This is a genomic window from Streptomyces sp. NPDC029139 (genome assembly GCF_055564335.1).
Map to the genome: position 1 here is coordinate 366,057 of NZ_JBVHWN010000003.1, position 19,730 is coordinate 385,786.

A 19,730-nucleotide genomic window follows, 5' to 3' on the forward strand; every position below is an offset into this window, starting at 1 on the left:
CTCTCGACAGTCCGACGACACAGGTCCATGAAATGTGAGGCGGCGCATCGGATTTCCGTGAGAGAACGGCCGCGGCCCGTCTTCTCGCCGGCCTCGCTGATCCAGGAGGACGGGTGCTCCAACGCCGGCCTCGCCCCTGCCTCAGTGCTCCTTCGGGCCGAGTTCGCGCAGCGCCGCCCCCAGCCGCCGCGCGCCCTCGTCCAGCTCCGCGTGGTCTGCGGTGGCGGCGAAGCCGAGGCGGAGGTGCGCCGCCGGCGGCTCGGTGGCGAAGTAGCGGCTGCCCGCGCTCACCGCCACCCCCCGCTGCCGGGCGGCGGCGGTGAGCGCCCTGTCGTCGACGCCGGACGGCAGCCGGAGCCACAGGTGCAGGCCGCCGGCGGGAACGCTCGTGACGGTCGCGGTCGGCATCTCGTGCGCGAGTGCGGCAGCCAGCCGTGAGCAGCGCTCTCGCAGCTCGGCGCCGAGCGTCCTCACATGCCGGTCCCACGAGGGGGAGCTGAGCAGTTCCAGTGCCGTTTCCTGGAGCGGGCGGGGGACGAAGAAGTCGTCGACCATGCGGACCGCCCGCATGCGCTCCATCACCGGACCGCGGGCGACCAGCGCCCCGATCCGCAGGCTCGGCGCCGCGGGCTTGGTCAGTGAGGTCACATGCACGACCGTGCCGTCCCCGTCATCGGCCGTCAGCGGCCGTGGCGGGGTGCCGCCGTGCCCCAGGTGGCGGGCGAAGTCGTCCTCGATCACGAAGGCACCCGAGGCCCGTGCCACGTGGAGGACCTGCCGCCGGCGCTCGGCGGCCAGGACCGTGCCGGTCGGATTGTGGAACGTCGGCTGGCAGTACAGCAGTCGTGCCCCGGTCATCGCGAAGGCGTCGGCCAGCAGGTCGGGCCGTAGGCCGTCGGTGTCGAGCGGTACGGGCACGGGGCGGAGTCCCGCGGCGGCGGCCGCGGCCAGTGCGCCCGGATAACTGGGCGACTCGACCAGGACCGGGCTGCCCGGCCCGGCGATCGCCCGGAACGCGATCGACAGGGCGCTCTGTCCGCCCGAGGTGACCAGGACGTCGTCAGGGGTGACGCCACCGCCGGTCATCTCGGCGAACACCGCGCGCAGGGCGGGCAGTCCGCTCGCCGTGGCACGGTCCCAGGCGTCCGGGCGGCGCGCCGCGCGGGCCAGCGCCGCGCTCAGGGCCTTGGTCGGCTGGAGTGAGCGATGGATGTAGCCGCCGTCCATCGTGATCGTGTCGGCCGGAGCCGGTCCGAGCGGTTCGGTGATCAGGCGTGTGTCGACGGCCCGGTCGGTCAGCGCGACCGTCTGCCAGGCGGTGTCCACGGTGTCCCGTTCGCGCCTGGCGCGCACCGCGACGTACGTGCCGCTGCCCGGCCGCGTCACGACGGCGCCCTCCGCCGCCAGCACGGCGATGGCCCTCGCCACGGTCGCCGGGCCGACCCTGTACCGCTGGATCAGTTCCCGGCTGCTCGGCAGGCGGTCCCCCGGAGAGAGGCGGGTGAGCGACTCGCGGAGGCTGGCCGCCAGTTCCATGGAAGTGCTACTGTCCGACATGAGAGATGAGAATAGCGCTTCTGTCGCTACCCAGGAAGCACTTCAGCTGGACGTCGCCGCACTGCGAGCCGACACCCCCGGGTGCCGTCAGGTCATCCACTTCAACAACGCGGGCTGCGGACTGCTGGCCGCCCCGGTGCTGACCGCGATGGTGGGGCACCTCAATCTGGAAGCCCGGATCGGGGGTTACGAGGCATCGGCCGCCCGGGCCGACGGAGTCCGCGCCTTCTACACGGAACTCGCCGCGCTGATCAACACCTCGCCCGACAACATCGCGTTCGCCGGCAGCGCCACGCACGCGTACGCCAACGCCCTGTCCTCGATCCCGTTCGAGGCCGGCGACACGATCCTCACCACCCGCGACGACTTCGTCTCCAACCAGATCGCCTTCCTGTCCCTGCGCAAGCGGTTCGGCGTACGGATCGTGCACGCGCCCAACACCCCCGACGGCGGAGTGGACGTGCCGGCGATGGCCGAACTGATGCGGAAGCACCGCCCCCGCCTGGTGTCCGCGACCCACGTGCCCACCAACTCCGGCCTGGTCACGCCGGTCACCGAGATCGGCCGGCACTGCCGTGAGCTGGACCTGCTCTACCTGGTCGACGCCTGCCAGTCCGTGGGCCAATACCCCCTCGACGTGGAGGAGATCGGCTGCGACCTGCTCACCGCCACCTGCCGCAAGTTCCTCCGCGGCCCGCGGGGTTCCGGATTCCTCTACGTCTCCGACCGGGTCCTGCGCGCCGGCTACGAGCCGCTGTTCATCGACATGCACGGCGCCCGCTGGACCGCACCCGACACCTATCGGCCCGTCGCGACGGCGGCCCGGTTCGAGGAGTGGGAGTTCCCGTACGCCACCGTGCTCGGCAGCGCCGCCGCGACGCGCTACGCCCGCGACGTCGGCCTGGAAGCGATCGCCCACCGCACCCCGGCGCTCGCGGCGCGGCTGCGGAGCCGGCTCGAAACCGTCCCCGGAGTGCGCCTGCTCGACCGGGGCCCGCAGCTGGCGGCGCTCGTCACCTTCGCCGTCGACGGAGGGTGGCGGGCGGAGCCGTTCAAGGAGGCCATGGACGCCCGCACCATCAACTCGGCCATCAGCCTCCGGGAGTTCGCCCAGTTCGACTTCGGGGACAAGGACGTCGACTGGTGTCTGCGTCTGTCACCGCACTACTACAACACCGAGGAGGAGGTGGACCACGTGGCCGCCGTGGTCGGCGAACTCCTCCGGCGGGGGCCGCGATGACAACCACCCGGCCCTTCGCGGGCGTCCGCGCCCGGGACGGCGCGGGCACGGGAACGTGGCAGCCGCCGTAAGGTCCTCGTCCTGCCGTCGCACCGCAGGCCGCACTCTCCGCGGCGGCGCGACAGCAGGCGCCTCAGCAGGCGCGTCAGCAGGGGCCCTTGTCCTGGCCGGTGCCGCAGACCGGGCCAGGGTCTTCATAGATGGAGATCAGGAAGAGAGCGAAGGCGACCAGGGCGATCGTGACACCGATCCCCCAGTACTTGTCCAGTCGGCGACGGACTTCCTCGGCACGAGCCTCGCGGGCCTCGCGGGCCTCGCGGGCCTCGCGGGCCTCGCGGGCGTTGCGGGCGTCGCGGGCCTCGCGGACGTTGCGGGCGTCGTGGTCCTCTTCGGTGCTCATGATGTCCCCCAAAGGTTTCTCGCCGCCGGACTTCCGCCCGGACGCGCGGAACAGCCGTCCCCGTCCGCGAGCGCGTGGGGGAGGCACCTCATGCCGAAAGACGTCGAGGAGGCTCCCCCGGTTCTCCGCGGTACGGGGGTTCTGCTGCCGGCGCTGTTCCGATGCTCCAGGAACGGGACGGGGGCGGGCCCCGGGGGGCCTGGGGGCACCGGCACACGAACGGTTGAACGGTTGCCCCCAGCGAAGAGATCGCGGTCAACCGCCTGTGCGCAGGCGGTCGGTGAGGAAGGCGACGATCTCGTCGCGGGCCTTGACCGTGGGATGGCCCGCCTCGTCCACGAGGTGGGCGGTGACGACACTGTGCGGAGTACCGACCAGTTCGGCGAAGAAGGGCGGCGGGGACGGGTTGGCGGCGGCCGCCGGGAGGACGCGCCCGTCGAAGGCGTCGCCGAGCAGGGCGCGGTAGGCGGCGAAGCGCTGGCCGGTGCACCAGCGGTCGCCCTCGAAGCGGTAGGCGAGGACGGTGAGTCCGTCGCGGTGGAGCCGGTCGCGCACCGCGTGGGCGTCCGCCGTGTCGAGTTCGAGTCCGCCGGGGTCGTCGAGCGGCAGCGACGGGTGGTTGACCACCGGGGCGATCACCGCCGGCTCCAGGGCCATGGTGAGGGCGAAGTTGCCGGTGAAGCACAGGCCGATCGCGCCCACGCCGGGCCCACCGCACACGGCGTGGGCCTGCCGTGCCAGACCGCGCAGCCAGACCGTCACGGGGCTGGTGCCGCCCCCGGCGAAGGCGCGGAACTCCGCGCTGACACAGGCACGGCGGACCACCTCCCGGCCGCCCTCGACCGTGGGCCAGGCACCGTCCGTCCCGAACAGGGAGGGCACATGGACGGTGAAGCCCGCGTCCCGCACCCAGCGCGCGAGCCGCAGGACATCGGGGCTGATGCCCGGCATCTCGGGCAGCACCACGACCGCGGGCCCGGCCCCGGCCACGTACACCGTCTTCTCCACCTCTTCCACGGCCAGGGTCCGGCGGCTGAAGTCGGTGATCGGATCGTCGTCGCTCATGCGGCCAGCCTGGCGCGGGCCCGGCCGTCGGCTGAGGGGCGGGATCGCCAAGGCCGGGGGTAATCTCGCCATCCGCGGGACACGGGCCGGGAACACCAGGGGTGGGGGAGCCATGGCGGAGCGGGAGGCCGGTGCGGGACGGAGCGCGGGGACGAGTGCGCGGCAGACCGGCGAGGGGACCGGGGCGGGCGCGCTGGCCGGCGCCCGCCAGACCGGCGAGGGCGCGGGTTCGGGACGGAACGCGGGGGCGAGGCAGACCGGCGAGGGCGCGGGGGCCGGTGCGGGTGCGCTGCGGGTGGGAGTGCTGGCGTACCCGGGCTGCTTCGCGTCCGAAGTGTTCGGCGTGCCCGACCTGTTGACGATGGCGGGGCACGTCGCCGGACCGGACGCCCCCGGCTACCAGGTGTCGATCGTCTCGCCCCGCCGCCGGGTCACCGCATCGGGCGGCGCGAGTCTGGACGTACGTCCGTTGCGCGAGGTCGACGTGCTCGTGGTACCCGGCTTCGAGCTGCACCCGGCCTCGGACCTCGACGCGCGGCTCGCCCGCCTCGCCCCCGAGATCGCGGCGGTCCGCGCGCAGGCCGCCGCCGGCACCGCGGTCGTCTCCCTCTGCGTCGGCGCGTTTCTGCTCGGTGCGGCGGGGCTCCTCGACGGGCGCCGGGCCACCACCTCCTGGCTGCACGCCGGCGACCTGGCCAGGCGCTGCCCGGACGCCGACGTGCGGCCCGAGCATCTGGTCGTCACCGACGCGGGGGTGACGACCACGGCGGCCTTCAGCGCCATGTACGACTTCGCGCTGGACCTGATCCGCCGGCACGACGGCGCCCGGGTGGCCCGGAGCACCGCCCGGGTGGCGCTCCTCGACGACGTGCGGGCCTCTCAGAGCCCGTACGTCGACGCACGGCTCCTCCCCCAGCCCGGCCGGGAGTTCTCCCAGCGGGTCATGCGGCGGCTCGATCAGAACCTCGCCGAGCGGTACGACCTCACCGCGCTCGCGGACGCCTTCCGGGTCAGCACGCGCACGCTGCTGCGCCGCTTCGCCGCGGAGACCGGACGCAGTCCGCTGGCCCATCTGCAGGCCACCCGGGTCCGCCGCGCCCGGCATCTTCTGGAGACCACCGATCGCACGGTCGCCGCCGTCGCCGCGGCCGTGGGCTATCAGGATCCCGGCACGTTCGCCGCCCTCTTCGCCCGCCACACCGGACACCGCCCGCAGACCTACCGGTCCGCGTTCCGCCGCACGAACCGGGACCCGGGCACGGGAGGCCCGCCCCCGGGCGGTCCCGCCCTGTAGCCCCTCCTTCGTCGCTTCCTCCAAGCGGCCTCTCATCCGCGATGGGCAGACCTACAGACTTGTTGCAGATGCGAGCCTGACAGCCTTAACGTGGCGCACATGCAGTCCTACACCATCGGTCAGGCCGCGCGTCTTCTCGGTGTCAGCCCCGACACCGCACGGCGCTGGGCGGACGCGGGCCGGGTCGCGACCCACCGCGACGAGAGCGGTCGCCGGCTCATCGAAGGCCAGGCCCTGGCCGCGTTCTCCGTGGAGCTCGCGCGGGACGGGGGCGGTGACGAGGAGGTGTCGTACACCTCGGCCCGCAACGCCTTCCCGGGCATCGTCACCGCGATCAAGCTCGGCGACGTCGCGGCCCAGGTCGAGATCCAGGCCGGGCCGCACCGCCTCGTCTCCCTCCTCACCCGGGAGGCCGTGGAGGAGCTGGGACTGGAAGTCGGCATGCAGGCCACCGCCCGCGTGAAGTCGACCAGCGTGCACATCGACCGCACCTGATCTCACGCCGTACGGGCGGGAGCGGCCGCGACGCCGCCGTCTTCCCGCTCCCGCATGCATCGTCCGTCCGCTCCCGAGGAGTTCGTACGCCATGTCTCTCACCCGCGCCGTGAACGGACGTCGCGCCGCCGCTGCCGTCCTCACCGCCGCCCTCCTCGTCCCGCTCGCCGCCTGCGGCAAGGACGGCACCAAGGACACCGGTGGGTCGACGGCCCCCGGAGCCGCGAGCACCGCCGCCCGGGCGAAGCTCACCGTGCTCGCCGCCGCGTCTCTCACCGATGTCTTCAAGACGGCCGGGGCCGCGTACGAGAAGGCCCGTCCCGGCACGAAGATCACCTTCTCCTTCGCCGGCTCCCAGGAGCTCGTCGCCCAGGTCGCCCAGGGCTCCCCCGCCGACGTCCTGGTCACCGCCGACACCAAGAGCATGGACAAGGTGCGGGCCGATACCGGCACCCCGGCGATCATCGCCAAGAACCGCCTGGTCATCGCCACCGGCGAGGGCAACCCTCACAAGATCGACGAGCTCGCGGACCTCGCGGACCGCCGGCTCAAGGTCGTTCTCGCCGCGCCCGAGGTCCCGGCCGGCAAGTACAGCCAGAAGATCCTCGACGCCCAGAGGATCACGGTGCGGCCGGTCTCCCAGGAGCCCAACGTCCGTGCCGTCCTGAGCAAGGTCGAACTCGGCGAGGCCGACGCCGGACTCGTCTACAAGACCGACGCCGCGGGCGCCGCGGAGAAGGTCGACGCCGTCGACATCCCGGACGCGCAGAACGCCGTCGCGCAGTATCCGGCCGCTACGCTGAAGGACTCCGAGAACGCCGCGGCCGCGGCCGCGTTCGTCGCCTGGCTCTCCTCGCCGGAGGCGCAGAAGATCCTGCGGGACGCCGGCTTCCAGAAGCCGTGACCGGTCCGGATCGCTCAGATGGCGAGGCTGTCCGTCCCGGGGGCCGCTGGCAGCCCCCTCTCACCTCATGTCGTCGGGATCCACGATGAAACGAGCAGGCGTACGTACGCCCGGCACCCGCGCGCCTCTCGCCCTGGCCGTCCCCGCCCTCCTGGCCGTCGCCCTCCTCACCCTGCCGCTGGTGGGCATCCTCGTACGGACCGAGTGGGGCGAGCTGGCCACGCACCTCGGTTCACCGGGCACGGTCGAGGCGCTGAAGCTGTCGCTGGTGGTGTCCTTCTGGGCGCTCGGCCTGTCGCTGCTGCTCGGTGTGCCGCTGGCCTGGCTGCTGGCTCGGGTGCCGTTCCGGGGAAAGGCGTTCGTCCGCTCCCTGGTGCTGCTGCCGATGGTCCTTCCGCCGACGGTCGGCGGCGTTGCGCTGCTCCTCGCCTTCGGCCGGCGGGGAATCCTCGGCCCGTGGCTGGACTCCACCTTCGGCATCACCCTGCCCTTCCACACCTCGGGCGCGGTGCTCGCCGCGACCTTCGTCGCCATGCCGTTCCTGGTGATCAGCCTGGAGGGCGCGCTGGGCGGCCTGCGGCCGCGGTACGAGGAGACCGCCGCCTCGCTCGGTGCCTCGCCGGTACGGGTCTTCTTCACCGTCACCCTGCCGATGGTCGCCCCCGGCCTGGTCGCGGGCGCCGCCCTCACCTGGGCGCGGGCGCTCGGTGAGTTCGGCGCGACCATCACCTTCGCCGGGAACCTGCCCGGCACCACCCAGACCCTGCCGCTCCAGGTGTACCTGCTCCTCCAGGACCAGCCGGAGGCCGCCACCTCGGTCTCCCTGCTGCTGCTCGTCATCGCCATGGGCGTTCTCATCGCCCTTCGGGGCCGCTGGACGGGGGCACCGGCCGACCGCGCACGCCGTCCCGACGCGCCTGCGGACACGGGTCCGGCGGGGACCGGCCCCGCGGACACGGGCACGGGGGGCACGGGTCCGGCGCGGACCGGCCCTGCGGACACGGGCACGGGGGGCACGGGTCCGGCGCGGACCGGCCCTGCGGACACGGTTCCGGTGGAAACCGCCTCCTCACCGGCGTCGGCCGACGCCCCCTCCGCCGGCCGCTGGTCCCTGCACGCCACAGTCACCGGCTTCACCCGGCTCACCCTGGACGCCGAGCCGGGCACCACCATCGCCGTCGTCGGACCCAACGGCGCCGGCAAGACCACGCTGCTGCGCGCCCTCCTGGGCCTCACCCCTCGCGCCCACGCCACGCTGCGGCTCGGTGACACCGACGTCACCGGACTCGCCCCGCACCGCCGCCGCGTCGCCTGGGTGCCCCAGGACGGCGCCCTCTTCCCGCACATGTCCGCGCTCGCCAACACCGCGTACGGGCTCCGTGTGCAAGGCATCCCCCGAGCCGAGGCCCGCCGCACCGCGCAGGAGTGGCTCGACCGGCTCGGCGTCGGCCATCTCGCACGACGGCGCCCGGCCCAGCTCTCGGGCGGTCAGGCCCAGCGGGTCGCCCTGGCACGAGCGCTCGCCGCCCGCCCGCGGCTCCTCGTCCTCGACGAACCGCTCGCCGCCCTCGACCAGACCACCCGCGCCCACGTCCGCCACACCCTGCGCACGCACCTCCAGGGCTTCGGCGGCGTCTGCCTCATCGTCACCCACGACCCCGTCGAGGCCGTCTCCCTGGCCGACCGCGTCCTCGTCCTCGACGAGGGCCGCGCGATCCAGGACGCCTCCCCCACCGAGGTCACCCGCCATCCGCGCTCGCCCTGGGTCGCCCGCATGCTCGGCCGCAACGCCTGGCCCGGCACCGCCACCGCCGACGGACTCGCGCTCACCCACGGCGGCACCCTCGTCACCGCCGATCCGCTCCCGCCCGGCACGGAGGCCCTCGCGGTCATCGCACCCGAGGCCGTCTCCGTACACCGCGACCGGCCGACCGGCAGCCCCCGCAACGTCTGGCCCGGCACCGTACGCGAGATCACGGCGAGCGGCAGCCGGCTCCGCGTGCTGGTCACCTTCGAGCACACGCCCGACCTCGTCGCCGAGATCACGCCGCAGGCCGCGGCGGAACTCGGTCTCGCGGACGGGGTGGCCGTCTGGACCAGCGTCAAGGCGACCGAGGCGACGATCGTGGCGCTGTGACGCGTCCGCTCGCGAAGCCCTCCGACGCGTCGGCTCGCGAGCGAGAGGGCGCCCGGGGAAGCGCGTCCTCGCCGGGTGGTCGCCGCGTGATCAGCCCCGCGCGCGTGCCACTCGTCAACGACTCGGCATAGTGTCGATATGTGAGAGATGTCAGTGATGACGGGCCGGGCGGCGAGGCGTTCCTGGACGAGATGCTCAGCGCCACGGTGCGCCGCACGGGAGCCTTCGCCGGAGGCGTGTACCTGTTGTCGGCGACCGAGCCGGTGCTCGGCCTCGCGGCGGTGTGCGGGGTGCCGGCCATCGCGGCGGCACCGTGGTGGCGCGTGGCGGTGTCCGCCGCGGGCCCCCTGTCGGAGGCGGCGCGCGAGGACCGTCTGGTGTGGGTGGGGCGGCAGGAGGACATGGCCCGCCTGTATCCGAACGCCGCCGCAGGCATCCCGTACCAGTGCGCGCTCGCCTTCGCGCCCCTGCACGACGGGCGCCGCTGGGGCGTACTGGCGCTGGTGTGGTCCGCGGGTCATCCGCCGTCCCTCACCCGTCGCGAACGCGGGCACATCCTGTCCAGCGCCCGGCGCATCACCCAGGCCCTGGCCCGGTCACCGGTCCCCTGGATCATTCCGGACAGGCCCCGGACCGTACCGCTGCGCCGTCCCGACCCCGATCCGGCGCAGACGGCGCTCGCCGCCGCCGACCTGGTCCAGCGGCTGCCCGTGGGCGCCCTCAGCCTCGACCTGGAAGGGCGCATCACCTACCTCAACGAGGCCGCCGCCCAGCTGATCGGCGGCACCACCGACCGTCTCCTCGGCACCCTGCCCTGGCAGGCCGTTCCCTGGCTCGACGACCCGGTCCACGAGGACCACTACCGCACCGCCGTCTTCAGCCGGGAGCCCGTCGCCTACACCGCGCTGCGCCCACCCGACCAGTGGCTCGACATCCGGATGTACCCGACGGACAGCGGCATCAGCGTTCTGATCTCCCCCAACCGCGACCGAGATCCCTCCGGCGCCCCGCCACCCCGCATCACCACGCCCCTGACCGCGGCGCACGAGGGCGCCGGCACAGGGCGCATCCACCAGCTGATCCACCTCGCGGCCGCCCTGAGCCAGACCGTCACCGTGGCCGACGTGGTCAATGTGGTGGCCGACCAGATCCTGCCCGCCTTCGGCGCCCAGGGCATGGTCGTCTCCGTCGCCGAGGCCGGCCGCCTGAAGATCACCGGCCACCGGGGCTACGACCCGCGCAACATCGCCCGCCTGGACGGACTGCCGCTGGACACCGGCCTCACCCCGGCCGGGCACGTGCTCCAGAGCGGAACCCCCGCCTTCTTCCCCGACCCTGAGGACATGGCCCGCGCCTACCCCCGGGCACCCCAGCTCAGCACCAAACAGGCGTGGGCCTTCCTGCCGCTGCTCGTCTCCGACCGCCGGGTCGGCTGCTGTGTCCTGTCGTACGACCACCCCCACCCCTTCAGCGCGAGCGAGCGCGCCGTCCTCGTCTCGCTGGGCGGGCTGATCGCCCAGGCCGTGGACCGCGCGCTCCTGTACGACGCCAAGCACGACCTCGCCAACGGTCTGCAGCAAGCCCTGCTGCCGGTGACCCTGCCTCATGTCCCGCGCCTCGCGGTCGCCGCCCGGTACCTCCCGGCCGCCCATGGCATGGACATCGGCGGCGACTTCTACGACCTGATCCGCCTCGGCGACAGCAGCGCCGCCGCCGTCATCGGAGACGTACAGGGTCACAACATCTCCGCCGCCGCCCTCATGGGCCAGGTCCGTACGGCCGTCCACGCCACGGCGGGGGCGGCACCGGGTGAGGTGCTGGCCCGCACCAACCGCGTCCTGCTGGACCTGGAGACCGACCTGTTCGTCTCCTGTCTCTACGTCCACATCGACCTCGTCGCCCGACGCCTCCACCTCGCCAGCGCCGGACACCCTCCGCCCCTCCTCCTGGGACCGGGGCCCACGGCGGAGGCCCGTGTACTGGAAGTGGAGCCGGGTCCCCTGCTCGGCATCGGCCTGGGCGTCGAGAGCGTCTATCCGGTCACCAGGGCGCCGCTGCCCACGGGATCGCTCCTGGCGCTCTACACGGACGGCCTCGTGGAGCATCCGGGCGCGGACCTCACCCAGTCCATCGCCGACCTCGCCGACCACCTCACCAGCAGCGCCGACCGACCGCTCGACGACCTGGCCGACAGCCTCGTGCAGCACGCCTTCCCCCATGGCACCTACACCGACGACATCGCCCTGCTCCTGCTCCGCACCCGCTGAACATCCGCCGTCGGCGCCGGTCATCGCCCCGGATCGCGATCGGTGCCGGTCGCGGTCCGGTGCCGGACGCCGCCGCGCGACGCCGGACGCGCCGACGCCCCCGCCCCGACGCTGTCGTCCGGGCGGGGGCGTCGCCAGGTGTCAGGCTTCGTCCCGCATGTCATCCGGGCGGAGCCCGGCTTCCTCCATCGCCTCGCGCAGGGTGCGCCCGGTGGCGCCCTTGTCCTGCGGAGTGCGTACCCCTTCGTCATGCGTCCGGATGACGTCGTCGGTCGACGTCGTCTTGGGGCGGTTCTCCTCGGGAACGGTCACGAATTCTCCTTGGGTGACGGGCGAGCGGGCGGGCTCAGGCCGGGTGATCGGGCTGCTGCTCGGGAGGCGTGCCGCCACCCTTCCCGCCGCCCTTGTGCCCGCGGTCCGTGCCGTGGGCGCGGCCACCGCTCTCGGTCGGCTGTGCCGCCTTGCGGGCCTGGCTGTCCTGCGGGGTGCCGGCCCCCTTGTCACTGCGCCGCATCTCGGGCTGCTGCGGATTCGACATCGACGCTGCTCCTTCCCTCCGGGCGTTCGGCAAAGCGTGTCGATCATTCGGGTAACCGTGCAGCTCCATACGAAACGTCCGTATCGGGCGTTCTGCGAGCACACGTCCGGGGCAGTCGCCCTACGCCATACGGGGCGGGTGTGGACACGGTCCGAGCGGAAAGTCGACGGTCATGACCGACGTGACGGAGTGGGAAGAAGCGGACCGGCGCCTCACCCGGCGGGTGGCGCGCTGGAGTTCGCCCGTGGCGCGCCGGGTCCTGCCGGCCGCACGAACCGCGGCGGAGCACACGAAGCTGTGGTGGGCCGTGGCAGCGGTCATGGCCGCCGTCGGTGGCGGCCGGGGCCGGACCGCGGCCGCCGCGGGGATCGGCGGCATGGCGGTGGCGGAGCTGGTGTCCAACGGGGTGTGCAAGCCGCTGTACGAACGCCGCCGTCCGCCCGAGGACCTTCTCCCCCATCGTGACGTGCCGGAGCGACCGGACAGTTCCTCCTTCCCCTCCGGGCACACCGCGGCCGCCGTCGGCTTCACCGTCGCCGTCGCCGGTACCTGGCCGGAGGCGGCGGTGGTCTGCGCCGCACCGGCCCTGACCATCGCCGTGGAGCGGGTGCACTCGGGCGCGCACTATCCCAGCGACGTGGCCGCGGGCGCCGCCATCGGCCTCGCGTCGGGGCTGCTGGTCCGTCGGTCGCCCCGCCTCCTCCTGCGCCACGCGCTGAGGAAGGCCGGCATCGGCTGAACCGCGTCGGACCGGGACGCGATCTCGTGGAGGCGGAGTCGGCCTCGCCTGAGGGGGCTTACAGCCGCTTCCGGCGGGCACGCGAAAGGAACCCGAAGGTCGGGACAGCGAACAAAAGGAGTTGTCGTGTCGTTCCTCTGGGCCATCATCGCCGGACTCGTCATCGGCCTGCTGGCGAAGCTGATCATCCCTGGCCGCCAGCCCATCCCCCTGTGGATGACGGTCCTCCTCGGCATCCTCGGCGCCGTCGGCGGCAACGCACTCGCCACCGCCTTCGGTGTGCGCGACACCGGCGGCATCGACTGGATCCGCCACGTCTTCCAGATCGGTATCGCGGCGGTCCTCATCGCCTTCGTCACTCCCCTGTGGGCCCGACGGCACGCCTGATGCTCGCCTCCGCCAGGAGTTCGGCCGGAACAGCCGGCACAGCCCGTACTGTGCTTGTCTGTTCCGGCCGTCGCCTGTTCCGGGCCGTAGGCCGTTCCGCGCCGTCGCACGTTCCGGGCCGTAGGCCGTTCCGGTCGCGGGCCGCGGACCGGGGGTCAGGCCCGTACCTCGAAACCACCGCGGCCGTCGAACCGCACCTCGCGCACCGCGTCGAACCCATCCGCCGGCGAGGGCCTGCGCAGCCGCTTCAGCGTGGCGAGGACCCCGACGTCCGGAACGCGGTCCCGGCCTTGCCGGGCGGCGTTGCGCCGCAGCGAGCCCGCCACGTCGGGCGGGAACCAGTACGCCGTCACGGACGCGCCATGGGCGTGGCCGAGTTCCACGAGCGGCCGCCATTCCTCCGGTGACGGATTGGTGTTGTCGACCGCCACCGACAGACCCGCCTCCAGGGCCTCGGCCACCAGCCGCATCTGCCGCCCCTGCTTGTCCCGGGCGCCCCGCGGAAACCGGTCCTTGCTGACGAGCGCGTACCGGTCGGCCAGGCATCGCCCGTAGAACGTCGACTTTCCGGACGCCTGGAGCCCGACGAGCACGGCCACATCCCTTCCCGTCGCCATGCCGCCACGATGCCACGCCGGCCGGGACCCGCTCGACCCCCGGAGCGGGTCATGGGCCCCGCAGCGCTTCGGCCTCCGCCTCAGGTGCCGCCTCCGGTGCCGCGCCGACGGGCTCGTGAGGCGCCCAGCTGGGTGCTCCCGCGCCCGTGGCGGCGAGCGGGATGCCCAGGCTCTGGCACATCCGGCGGGTCCGGGCGAGTGCGCTCAGCGACGCCGGCGACGGTGTCGCCGTGGCGAGTTCGACGACCACCCGGCCCGGGCGGTGGGCGAAGACGAGGGCCTCGATCTGCAGGGCTGCGGCGGCTCGGGTCGTGACGTCGAGGTCGCGAAGGAGTTTCACGCGCAGCGCGTCGTTCTCGATGATGTAACTGATGAGCACGATCTACCTCACGACCGGGTGTTCCGAAGGGGACGTGTGTACCGCACTGGGCAGTTGACCGAGTGTGACGGAGAGCAGCGCTTCCAACCAGTCGACGCGCAGGCATGACGGCCAGGCGCTTCCGCGACGGCGGCTCTCCGGCGGTGGTCGGCACGCCCCGGAGCGGGAACGTCCTGGTCTGTCGGTCTTCGGAGGAGCTTCCTGCCGGCCCCATGCCGGGCGAGCTAGTAGTAGCCCATGGCCACGAGCAGCGCGTAGGCACCGACCGCGGCGAGGGCCGCCGCGACGAAGTGCCCGACGGGTGCGTGGGTTCTGATGCCGGACCGCGAGGCGAGCGGGCCGGCACTCCTGGTCTGCCACCACACGAAGGCCACGAGCAGCACGCCGGCGGCCGGCGGCAGAAGCTGTTGGGCCGAGAAGTGCGGAACGGCCCCGCTGATGCCGACGACCCCGGCAGCGCCGAGCAGCACGCCACGCCCGTCGAAGCGGACGCCGCCGCGGCCCGGCCGGTCGTGCACCAGCACCGCCGTTCCGATCACGGCGAGAACGGCGAAGAGAAGCATGACGAGCAGGCAATCCCTCCAGGCCAGCAGGTCCATGGGGACCAGGACCGCCAGCATGCCGAGCGCCGGGCCGCTGCCCGCGACGGCGACGTACACCCCGAACGCCTTGCGGCGTTCCCGCGGGTCGGTGAAGGAGACGGACACGAGGGCCGGCGCGGACGACGAGATCAGCGCGGCGAAGGCACCCTGCAGGGCGCGTGCCACGGCCAAGGTGCCGAAGGAGGGCGCCAGGCCGCCGACCGCTGCGGCCACCGCGAAGCCGGCAAGACAGATCACCAGCGTCCGCTTGCGCCCGACGAGGTCGGTGACGCGGGAGCCGAACAGCAGCAGCCCGGCGAAGGCGAGCGCGTAGACGACGGGCAGCACGTCCAGGTAGACGGTGGACGTCAGCTTCAAGCCGTAGACGGCGATCCCCAGGTCGTGGTACGCGCCCCGCCGCACCAGAGCGCTGGGGGAGAACACCGCGTCGACCAGCACGACCCACTGAGCCAGAGCGAGCGCCGGCAGGCCCCACCAGCGCCTGGGAAGAGGTGCTTCCGGCGCCGGGTCCGCCGGGTGGGCCGGTGCCGGGGGTGCGCCCCACGCACCCGGTGGCGGGCCCGGGGGCGCACCGAGGACGGGTGCGGCCACGGCGCCCCCGGAGGCCGTCGGGGCGTACGCCGGCGCCGGGGGCAGCGGCTGTGCGGGGTGGAGGCGAGGGTCCGGCCGGGCGGCTGGTGGATCGGCGGGGGCGGCGGGGGCGGCGGGGGCGGCGGGGGCGGCGGGGGCATAGTCCAGCAGATGGGCGGCACGGCGGCCGAGCTGGGCCAGGACCGCCCCCGGCAGCCACTCACCGGCCTCGTCGCTCGCCGTACGCGCGACCACGTCCTGAGGGGTGGGCCGCTTGGCCGGGTCCTTGTCCAGGCATGCGCGGACGAGCTCGACGAGCGAGTCCGGTACGCCGGTCAGGTCCGCCTCCTCCTCCGCGATCCGGAAGAGGTGGGCGTTCAGCCCGGTGTCCGTGGCGCCGAAGAGGAGGCGTCCGGTGGCGGCGTAGACGAGGAGCGCGCCCAGGCAGAACACGTCGGACGCCGGGGTGAGTTCGAGGCCGCGCGCCTGTTCCGGCGACATGAAGCCGGGCGAGCCGATCAGCATGCCGGTGCGGGTGTGCAGGCTGTCACCGGCCAGGCCGTCCATGGCCCGCGCGATGCCGAAGTCGATGACGCGGGGGCCGTCCACGGTGACCAGGACGTTGGACGGCTTGAGGTCCCGGTGGATCAGGCCCGCTTCGTGCACGGCCCGCAGGGCGAGGGCGAGGCGGTTGGCGAGGGTACGGACCGACTGCTCCGGCAGGGGCCCGAAGTCCTGGGCCACGACGGTGGTCAGGTCGGGCCCCGGGATGTACTGGGTCGCCACCCACGGCACGGCGGCCTCGGTGTCGGCGTCCAGGACGTCGGCCGTCCATGCTCCGCCCACCCGCCGGGCGGCGGCCACCTCGCGGGCGAACCGCCTGCGGAACTCGGCGTGCTGGGCGTGTTCGGCCTGGACGACCTTGACGGCGACCGTGCGCCCCAGGTCGGAACGGCCCAGGTAGACCAGGCCCATCCCGCCCGCGCCGAGGCGGGCGATCAGACGGTACGGGCCGATGTGCGTGGGGTCCTGCCCCGTCAGCTGTTCCACGGTGGCGGGGTCAGCCCTTCAGGTTCGGGCTCAGACGGCGGCACAGCTTCGTGAAGAGGTCGCGGTCGGGTGTCTCGAACGCCTTCGCGTACGCCGGGGCCGTCGACCTCCGCTGGGAGCCGTTGAAGAACAACGAGCCGTCCGAGAGACCGAATGCGGTGAGCGTCGAACACGCCTCCGCGGCGCCGCCGTTGATGGTGCGGCGGTACCGCAGGACGCGTACGGTCCTCCAGTCGTACGTGGCGGTATGGCCGTCCGGCGCCGTCACGATCAGCCCGCCCTTGAAGAAGTAGGGCCTCCGGTCCCGCCACTTCCTCCACCCGAAGCCCTGCTTCGTCGCGAGCGTATCGATCCAGTCGCCCAGGCCGCTCTGGGCGGCGTGAGCAACGACGGACGCGGGCGGCCGTTCCGTGCGGATGTGCTCGATCTCGTCCTTGGCCATGTGACGATCCCCCTGGAAAGACGACGGCGCACCCACGGTAGAGCACGTGTCCAAGGCGCCGGTACGGGTTGCCTGTTGCGGCGTGACGGAGGCCGGACGGGTCTGGCGGGCCGCGAGGAGCGGGGGCGGGCCACCCTTACGGACCTGCCGGCCCCCGGCGTCGTCGGGGATCCGTCCGTCACGCGCCCGAGCCCGCCGGCTGCGGCTCCCTCATGGTGGACGGACGGAAGCCGGCGGCCGGTCACGTCTCCGGCGAGGGCCGGCATCGCGGACCGCTCGTAGGACGCGTTCACGAGGTCGTGCTGGTTCTCCGCCGCGTACGCCTCGGCAAAACTGTCGCAGTCGTTCACCCGGGCCGGTTCCGCGGAGCGGGCGGGAGTCTCGGGCACACCGGTGACGGGTTCCATCGGCGCGGCTTAGTGGCGCGGTGCGCCGGAATAGGATTTCGGTGATCATCCGCGGCAACTCCCTGAACGCCCTCCCCGGTAAGGGACTTCGGCGGATAGGGCTCGCACTCATGACTCGCCGGAGAACCGGGCGGAACGCTGCCGCACGATCCTCCGCTTCGGCCGCGCGCGACCCGGCGCACCGACGCCGCCTGCGGCGATCTCCCGGCGGTCCGGCGGGCCCCGCCGCCACGGCCGAGGCTCCCCGTCCTGCCGAGCGCCCCTCCGGATGTCGCGCTTTGTAGCCCGGCCAACACTTCTCGTTAACTATGGACACCGCATCGGAAAAGCCCTCCGTTAACGGCGTCTTTAACGATGTTTTGGCAGCTCAGCAGGACAAAACCAGCGTAAAACGGATACCCCCGAGATTGGGGCTCCCCAACCAGCACATCGTGGGCTTAACTTATGTGCCATGACCTCCCCCCGCTCCACCTACGGAGGCGGTTACTACACCGCGCCGTCGTTCCCCGACACCCCCATCTACGACTCCCTGGTCGCGGAGCGGGGCACGCCTCAGATCGCCCCGATCCGAGTGCCTTCCGCGTACGACACCGGCAACAGCTACCTGCCGGCGCTGCCCGCGGCCCTGCCCGCCCTCCCGGCGGCACCCAGCCATCCCGCCCCCGCCTACAGCGGAGGCGGCGCGTACGGCTATCCGCAGCCGATGCAGCAGCAGATGGCCCCCGTGCCGCTGCAGCACGCCCCGGCGCCGTACATCCCGCAGCAGCCCGTCGGCCCGCGCGGCTACCCGGGCGTCCAGCCCCAGCAGCCGCAGCGGCCGGCGGCCACCGGTTACGAGGCGATGCGCCCGGCGGCCGCACGGCCCGCCCCGGCGCCCGCGCCGTACCAGGACCCCTACAACCGTCCGTACCAGGGGCAGGGGTACTGACGCTCTCTCCGGACGGAGCGGCTGGCAGGATGACGACATGTCGATTGCTCAGCTGCGTTCCGTCCATGTCCACCCGGTCAAGGCGATGCGTGGGTACGCGCCCGCCGAGGCGGAGGTCCAGCCATGGGGACTGGCTGGCGACCGTCGCTGGACCGTCGTGGACTCCTCGGGCAAGGTCGTGACCCAGCGCCGTCATCCGCTGATGGCGCTGGCCTCGGCTGAACCACTGCCGGACGGCGGCATCAGGGTATCCGCCGCCGGCCGGCGGGCGCTGTCGGTCGCGGTGCCGCAGCCGTCGTCCACGATCCGGGTGGAGGTCTTCGAGACTCCGGTGGAGGCGGTTCCGGCCGGTCCGGCGGCCGACGCGTGGTTCAGCGAGTATCTGGAGACGGAGGTGCGGCTCGTCCACATGGACGAGCCGGCGCGCCGCCGTCCGATCGCCCCCGCGTACGCGCTGCCGGGCGAGACGGTGAGCTTCGCCGACGGCTTCCCGCTCCTGGTGACCACCACCGCCTCCCTCGACGCCCTCAACTCGCTCATCGCCCAGGGGGATCACGCCGACGAGGGCCCGCTGCCGATGAACCGCTTCCGCCCGAACGTGGTCGTCGACGGAACCGCGCCCTGGGCCGAGGACGACTGGACCCGGCTGGCCATCGGGGAGGTCACCTTCCGCGTCGCCCGGTCCTGCGGCCGCTGTGTCGTGACCACCACCGACCAGGCGACCGCCGAGCGCGGCAAGGAGCCGCTGCGCACGCTCGCCCTGCACCGCAAGGACGGCAGTCGGCTGATCTTCGGCCAGAACCTCGTTCCCGAGCACACCGGCACCATCCGGGTGGGGGACGAGGTCAAGATCCTGGGCTGAGGTCAAGATCCTCGGCTGAGGTCCGAGTCCTCGACCGAGGTGCGGATCCTCGACCGAGTGCGGATCACGCGACGGAGCATCGGAATCCCGCGACCGAGGTCGAGATCCCGTCGAGGAACGTCGCGTCGCCTGCGCGCCCCGACGCGCGGGGAACCCTCCCCCGGGGCAGACTCGTTGAGAGAGCCACGGACGACGAGGGGGTGCGGAGGCGTGCGAGAGGCCATCGGAGTCTGGCGCTGGCGGCACAATCCCCTGCGCCGGACCACGGACCTGATCGAGGCCTGGGTCGCGCTCACGGCCGTGGTGCTGCTCGTCCTCGCCGCGCCGGCGGCCGGCTGGATCTCCTGTGCGCGCACCGACGCCTCCCTCCAGCGCGCGGTCGAGACCCAGCACTGGTCGCGGCAGCCCACGACCGCCCGGGTCGTCCGGCTCGCCGACACCCCGGCGCCGGGACTGACGAGCCCCGACTCCCCGGGCGAACAGCCGCTCCGCCGCTCGGTCGTGGCCCGCTGGACGGCGCCGGACGGCACGGCGCGCACCGGTACGGTGGCCACGCGGCGTGAACGGACCGACCCGGGTGACACCTTCCGCATCTGGACGGACCACGGCGGGCGCCCGGTCCCCGCGCCGATGCGGCCGGAGACAGCGCACGCCCACGCACTCGTCGTCGGGCTGCTCACGGCGGCCCTGGCCGGTGTCTTCGTCGAGTCGGCCAGGCGGCTGGTCGTACGACGGCTGGTGCATCGGCGGTACGAGCGCCTCGACCGCGCGTGGGCCAAGGCGGGTCCCGACTGGGGGCGCACCGGCGCGGGCAGCTGACCCGTCAACCCCGCCCCGCCGCGCGCGCTAC

General features: G+C 73.3%; 20 protein-coding genes and 1 pseudogene. 11 read left to right on the top strand and 10 right to left on the bottom strand.

Features of this window, described 5'->3' with window-relative positions; all coding sequences use genetic code 11:
* Positions 1–141: 141 nt before the first annotated feature.
* On the bottom strand, positions 142–1,557 hold the full coding sequence (locus ACZ4VW_RS09565; protein ID WP_467960261.1) for an aminotransferase-like domain-containing protein: 1,416 nt from the start codon (positions 1,555–1,557) through the stop codon (positions 142–144).
* Here ACZ4VW_RS09565 and ACZ4VW_RS09570 point away from each other — a divergent pair.
* Complete coding sequence (locus tag ACZ4VW_RS09570; protein ID WP_467960263.1) at positions 1,556–2,797, top strand: aminotransferase class V-fold PLP-dependent enzyme; 1,242 nt, start codon at positions 1,556–1,558, stop codon at positions 2,795–2,797. The genes ACZ4VW_RS09565 and ACZ4VW_RS09570 overlap by 2 nt on opposite strands.
* 145 nt (positions 2,798–2,942) lie before the next feature.
* On the opposite strand, the gene ACZ4VW_RS09575 is transcribed toward ACZ4VW_RS09570, so the two are convergent.
* Positions 2,943–3,197, bottom strand: a complete 255-nt coding sequence (locus ACZ4VW_RS09575) for a hypothetical protein (protein ID WP_467960265.1) — start codon at positions 3,195–3,197, stop codon at positions 2,943–2,945.
* 255 nt (positions 3,198–3,452) lie between these two features.
* The gene (locus ACZ4VW_RS09580) at positions 3,453–4,262 is read right to left on the bottom strand and encodes a dienelactone hydrolase family protein (RefSeq protein WP_467960266.1); all 810 of its coding nucleotides are present in this window, start codon (positions 4,260–4,262) and stop codon (positions 3,453–3,455) included.
* Positions 4,263–4,374: 112 nt separating this feature from the next.
* Between ACZ4VW_RS09580 and ACZ4VW_RS09585 the strand changes: the two genes are divergently transcribed.
* From ACZ4VW_RS09585 to ACZ4VW_RS09605, 5 genes are all read left to right on the top strand, one after another.
* Positions 4,375–5,556 (top strand): GlxA family transcriptional regulator, encoded by a 1,182-nt coding sequence (locus ACZ4VW_RS09585; RefSeq protein WP_467960268.1) that lies wholly within the window; start codon positions 4,375–4,377, stop codon positions 5,554–5,556.
* Positions 5,557–5,655: 99 nt separating this feature from the next.
* A complete protein-coding gene (locus ACZ4VW_RS09590; RefSeq protein ID WP_467960270.1) occupies positions 5,656–6,051 on the top strand; it encodes a TOBE domain-containing protein in 396 nt (131 codons plus the stop codon).
* Between the two features lie 91 nt (positions 6,052–6,142).
* The gene (gene modA, locus ACZ4VW_RS09595; RefSeq protein ID WP_467960272.1) at positions 6,143–6,955 is read left to right on the top strand and encodes a molybdate ABC transporter substrate-binding protein; all 813 of its coding nucleotides are present in this window, start codon (positions 6,143–6,145) and stop codon (positions 6,953–6,955) included.
* Between the two features lie 85 nt (positions 6,956–7,040).
* The gene (locus ACZ4VW_RS09600; RefSeq protein ID WP_467960274.1) at positions 7,041–9,092 is read left to right on the top strand and encodes an ABC transporter permease; all 2,052 of its coding nucleotides are present in this window, start codon (positions 7,041–7,043) and stop codon (positions 9,090–9,092) included.
* Between the two features lie 191 nt (positions 9,093–9,283).
* Positions 9,284–11,359, top strand: coding sequence for a PP2C family protein-serine/threonine phosphatase (locus ACZ4VW_RS09605; protein WP_467960806.1), 2,076 nt, complete (start codon positions 9,284–9,286; stop codon positions 11,357–11,359).
* Positions 11,360–11,500: 141 nt separating this feature from the next.
* Here the strand turns inward: ACZ4VW_RS09605 and ACZ4VW_RS09610 are convergent, their stop codons facing one another.
* Positions 11,501–11,671 (bottom strand): hypothetical protein, encoded by a 171-nt coding sequence (locus ACZ4VW_RS09610; protein WP_467960276.1) that lies wholly within the window; start codon positions 11,669–11,671, stop codon positions 11,501–11,503.
* 34 nt (positions 11,672–11,705) lie between these two features.
* Positions 11,706–11,897 carry a hypothetical protein gene (locus tag ACZ4VW_RS09615; RefSeq protein ID WP_467960278.1) on the bottom strand — a complete coding sequence of 64 codons (192 nt, stop codon included), beginning with the start codon at positions 11,895–11,897 and terminating at the stop codon, positions 11,706–11,708.
* A 172-nt stretch (positions 11,898–12,069) separates the two neighbouring features.
* Here ACZ4VW_RS09615 and ACZ4VW_RS09620 point away from each other — a divergent pair, with 172 nt between their 5' ends.
* Both ACZ4VW_RS09620 and ACZ4VW_RS09625 read left to right on the top strand, forming a co-directional pair.
* Positions 12,070–12,636, top strand: a complete 567-nt coding sequence (locus ACZ4VW_RS09620) for a phosphatase PAP2 family protein (protein ID WP_467960280.1) — start codon at positions 12,070–12,072, stop codon at positions 12,634–12,636.
* A 126-nt stretch (positions 12,637–12,762) separates the two neighbouring features.
* Positions 12,763–13,023, top strand: a complete 261-nt coding sequence (locus ACZ4VW_RS09625) for a GlsB/YeaQ/YmgE family stress response membrane protein (RefSeq protein ID WP_467960282.1) — start codon at positions 12,763–12,765, stop codon at positions 13,021–13,023.
* Positions 13,024–13,178: 155 nt separating this feature from the next.
* Here the strand turns inward: ACZ4VW_RS09625 and ACZ4VW_RS09630 are convergent, their stop codons facing one another.
* From ACZ4VW_RS09630 to ACZ4VW_RS09650, 5 genes and pseudogenes are all read right to left on the bottom strand, one after another.
* Positions 13,179–13,640 (bottom strand): AAA family ATPase, encoded by a 462-nt coding sequence (locus tag ACZ4VW_RS09630; RefSeq protein ID WP_467960283.1) that lies wholly within the window; start codon positions 13,638–13,640, stop codon positions 13,179–13,181.
* Positions 13,641–13,689: 49 nt separating this feature from the next.
* Positions 13,690–14,019, bottom strand: a complete 330-nt coding sequence (locus tag ACZ4VW_RS09635; RefSeq protein ID WP_467960285.1) for a hypothetical protein — start codon at positions 14,017–14,019, stop codon at positions 13,690–13,692.
* 224 nt (positions 14,020–14,243) lie between these two features.
* Positions 14,244–16,241 (bottom strand): MFS transporter, encoded by a 1,998-nt coding sequence (locus ACZ4VW_RS09640; protein WP_467960287.1) that lies wholly within the window; start codon positions 16,239–16,241, stop codon positions 14,244–14,246.
* Between the two features lie 10 nt (positions 16,242–16,251).
* The gene (locus ACZ4VW_RS09645; protein ID WP_467960835.1) at positions 16,252–16,683 is read right to left on the bottom strand and encodes a hypothetical protein; all 432 of its coding nucleotides are present in this window, start codon (positions 16,681–16,683) and stop codon (positions 16,252–16,254) included.
* Between the two features lie 227 nt (positions 16,684–16,910).
* A pseudogene (locus ACZ4VW_RS09650) lies at positions 16,911–17,090 on the bottom strand (SAM-dependent methyltransferase); the annotation flags it as partial.
* 451 nt (positions 17,091–17,541) lie between these two features.
* Here ACZ4VW_RS09650 and ACZ4VW_RS09655 point away from each other — a divergent pair.
* The 3 genes from ACZ4VW_RS09655 to ACZ4VW_RS09665 all read left to right on the top strand — a co-directional run bounded on the left by ACZ4VW_RS09655 (position 17,542) and on the right by ACZ4VW_RS09665 (position 19,699).
* Positions 17,542–18,018: a DUF6643 family protein gene (locus ACZ4VW_RS09655; protein WP_467960289.1), complete on the top strand. Its 477-nt coding sequence runs from the start codon at positions 17,542–17,544 to the stop codon at positions 18,016–18,018.
* A gap of 37 nt (positions 18,019–18,055) precedes the next feature.
* Entirely contained in the window at positions 18,056–18,880 is an 825-nt protein-coding gene (locus ACZ4VW_RS09660) for an MOSC domain-containing protein (RefSeq protein WP_467960291.1), read from the top strand.
* Positions 18,881–19,090: 210 nt separating this feature from the next.
* The gene (locus tag ACZ4VW_RS09665) at positions 19,091–19,699 is read left to right on the top strand and encodes an Rv1733c family protein (RefSeq protein WP_467960293.1); all 609 of its coding nucleotides are present in this window, start codon (positions 19,091–19,093) and stop codon (positions 19,697–19,699) included.
* Positions 19,700–19,730: the final 31 nt, after the last annotated feature.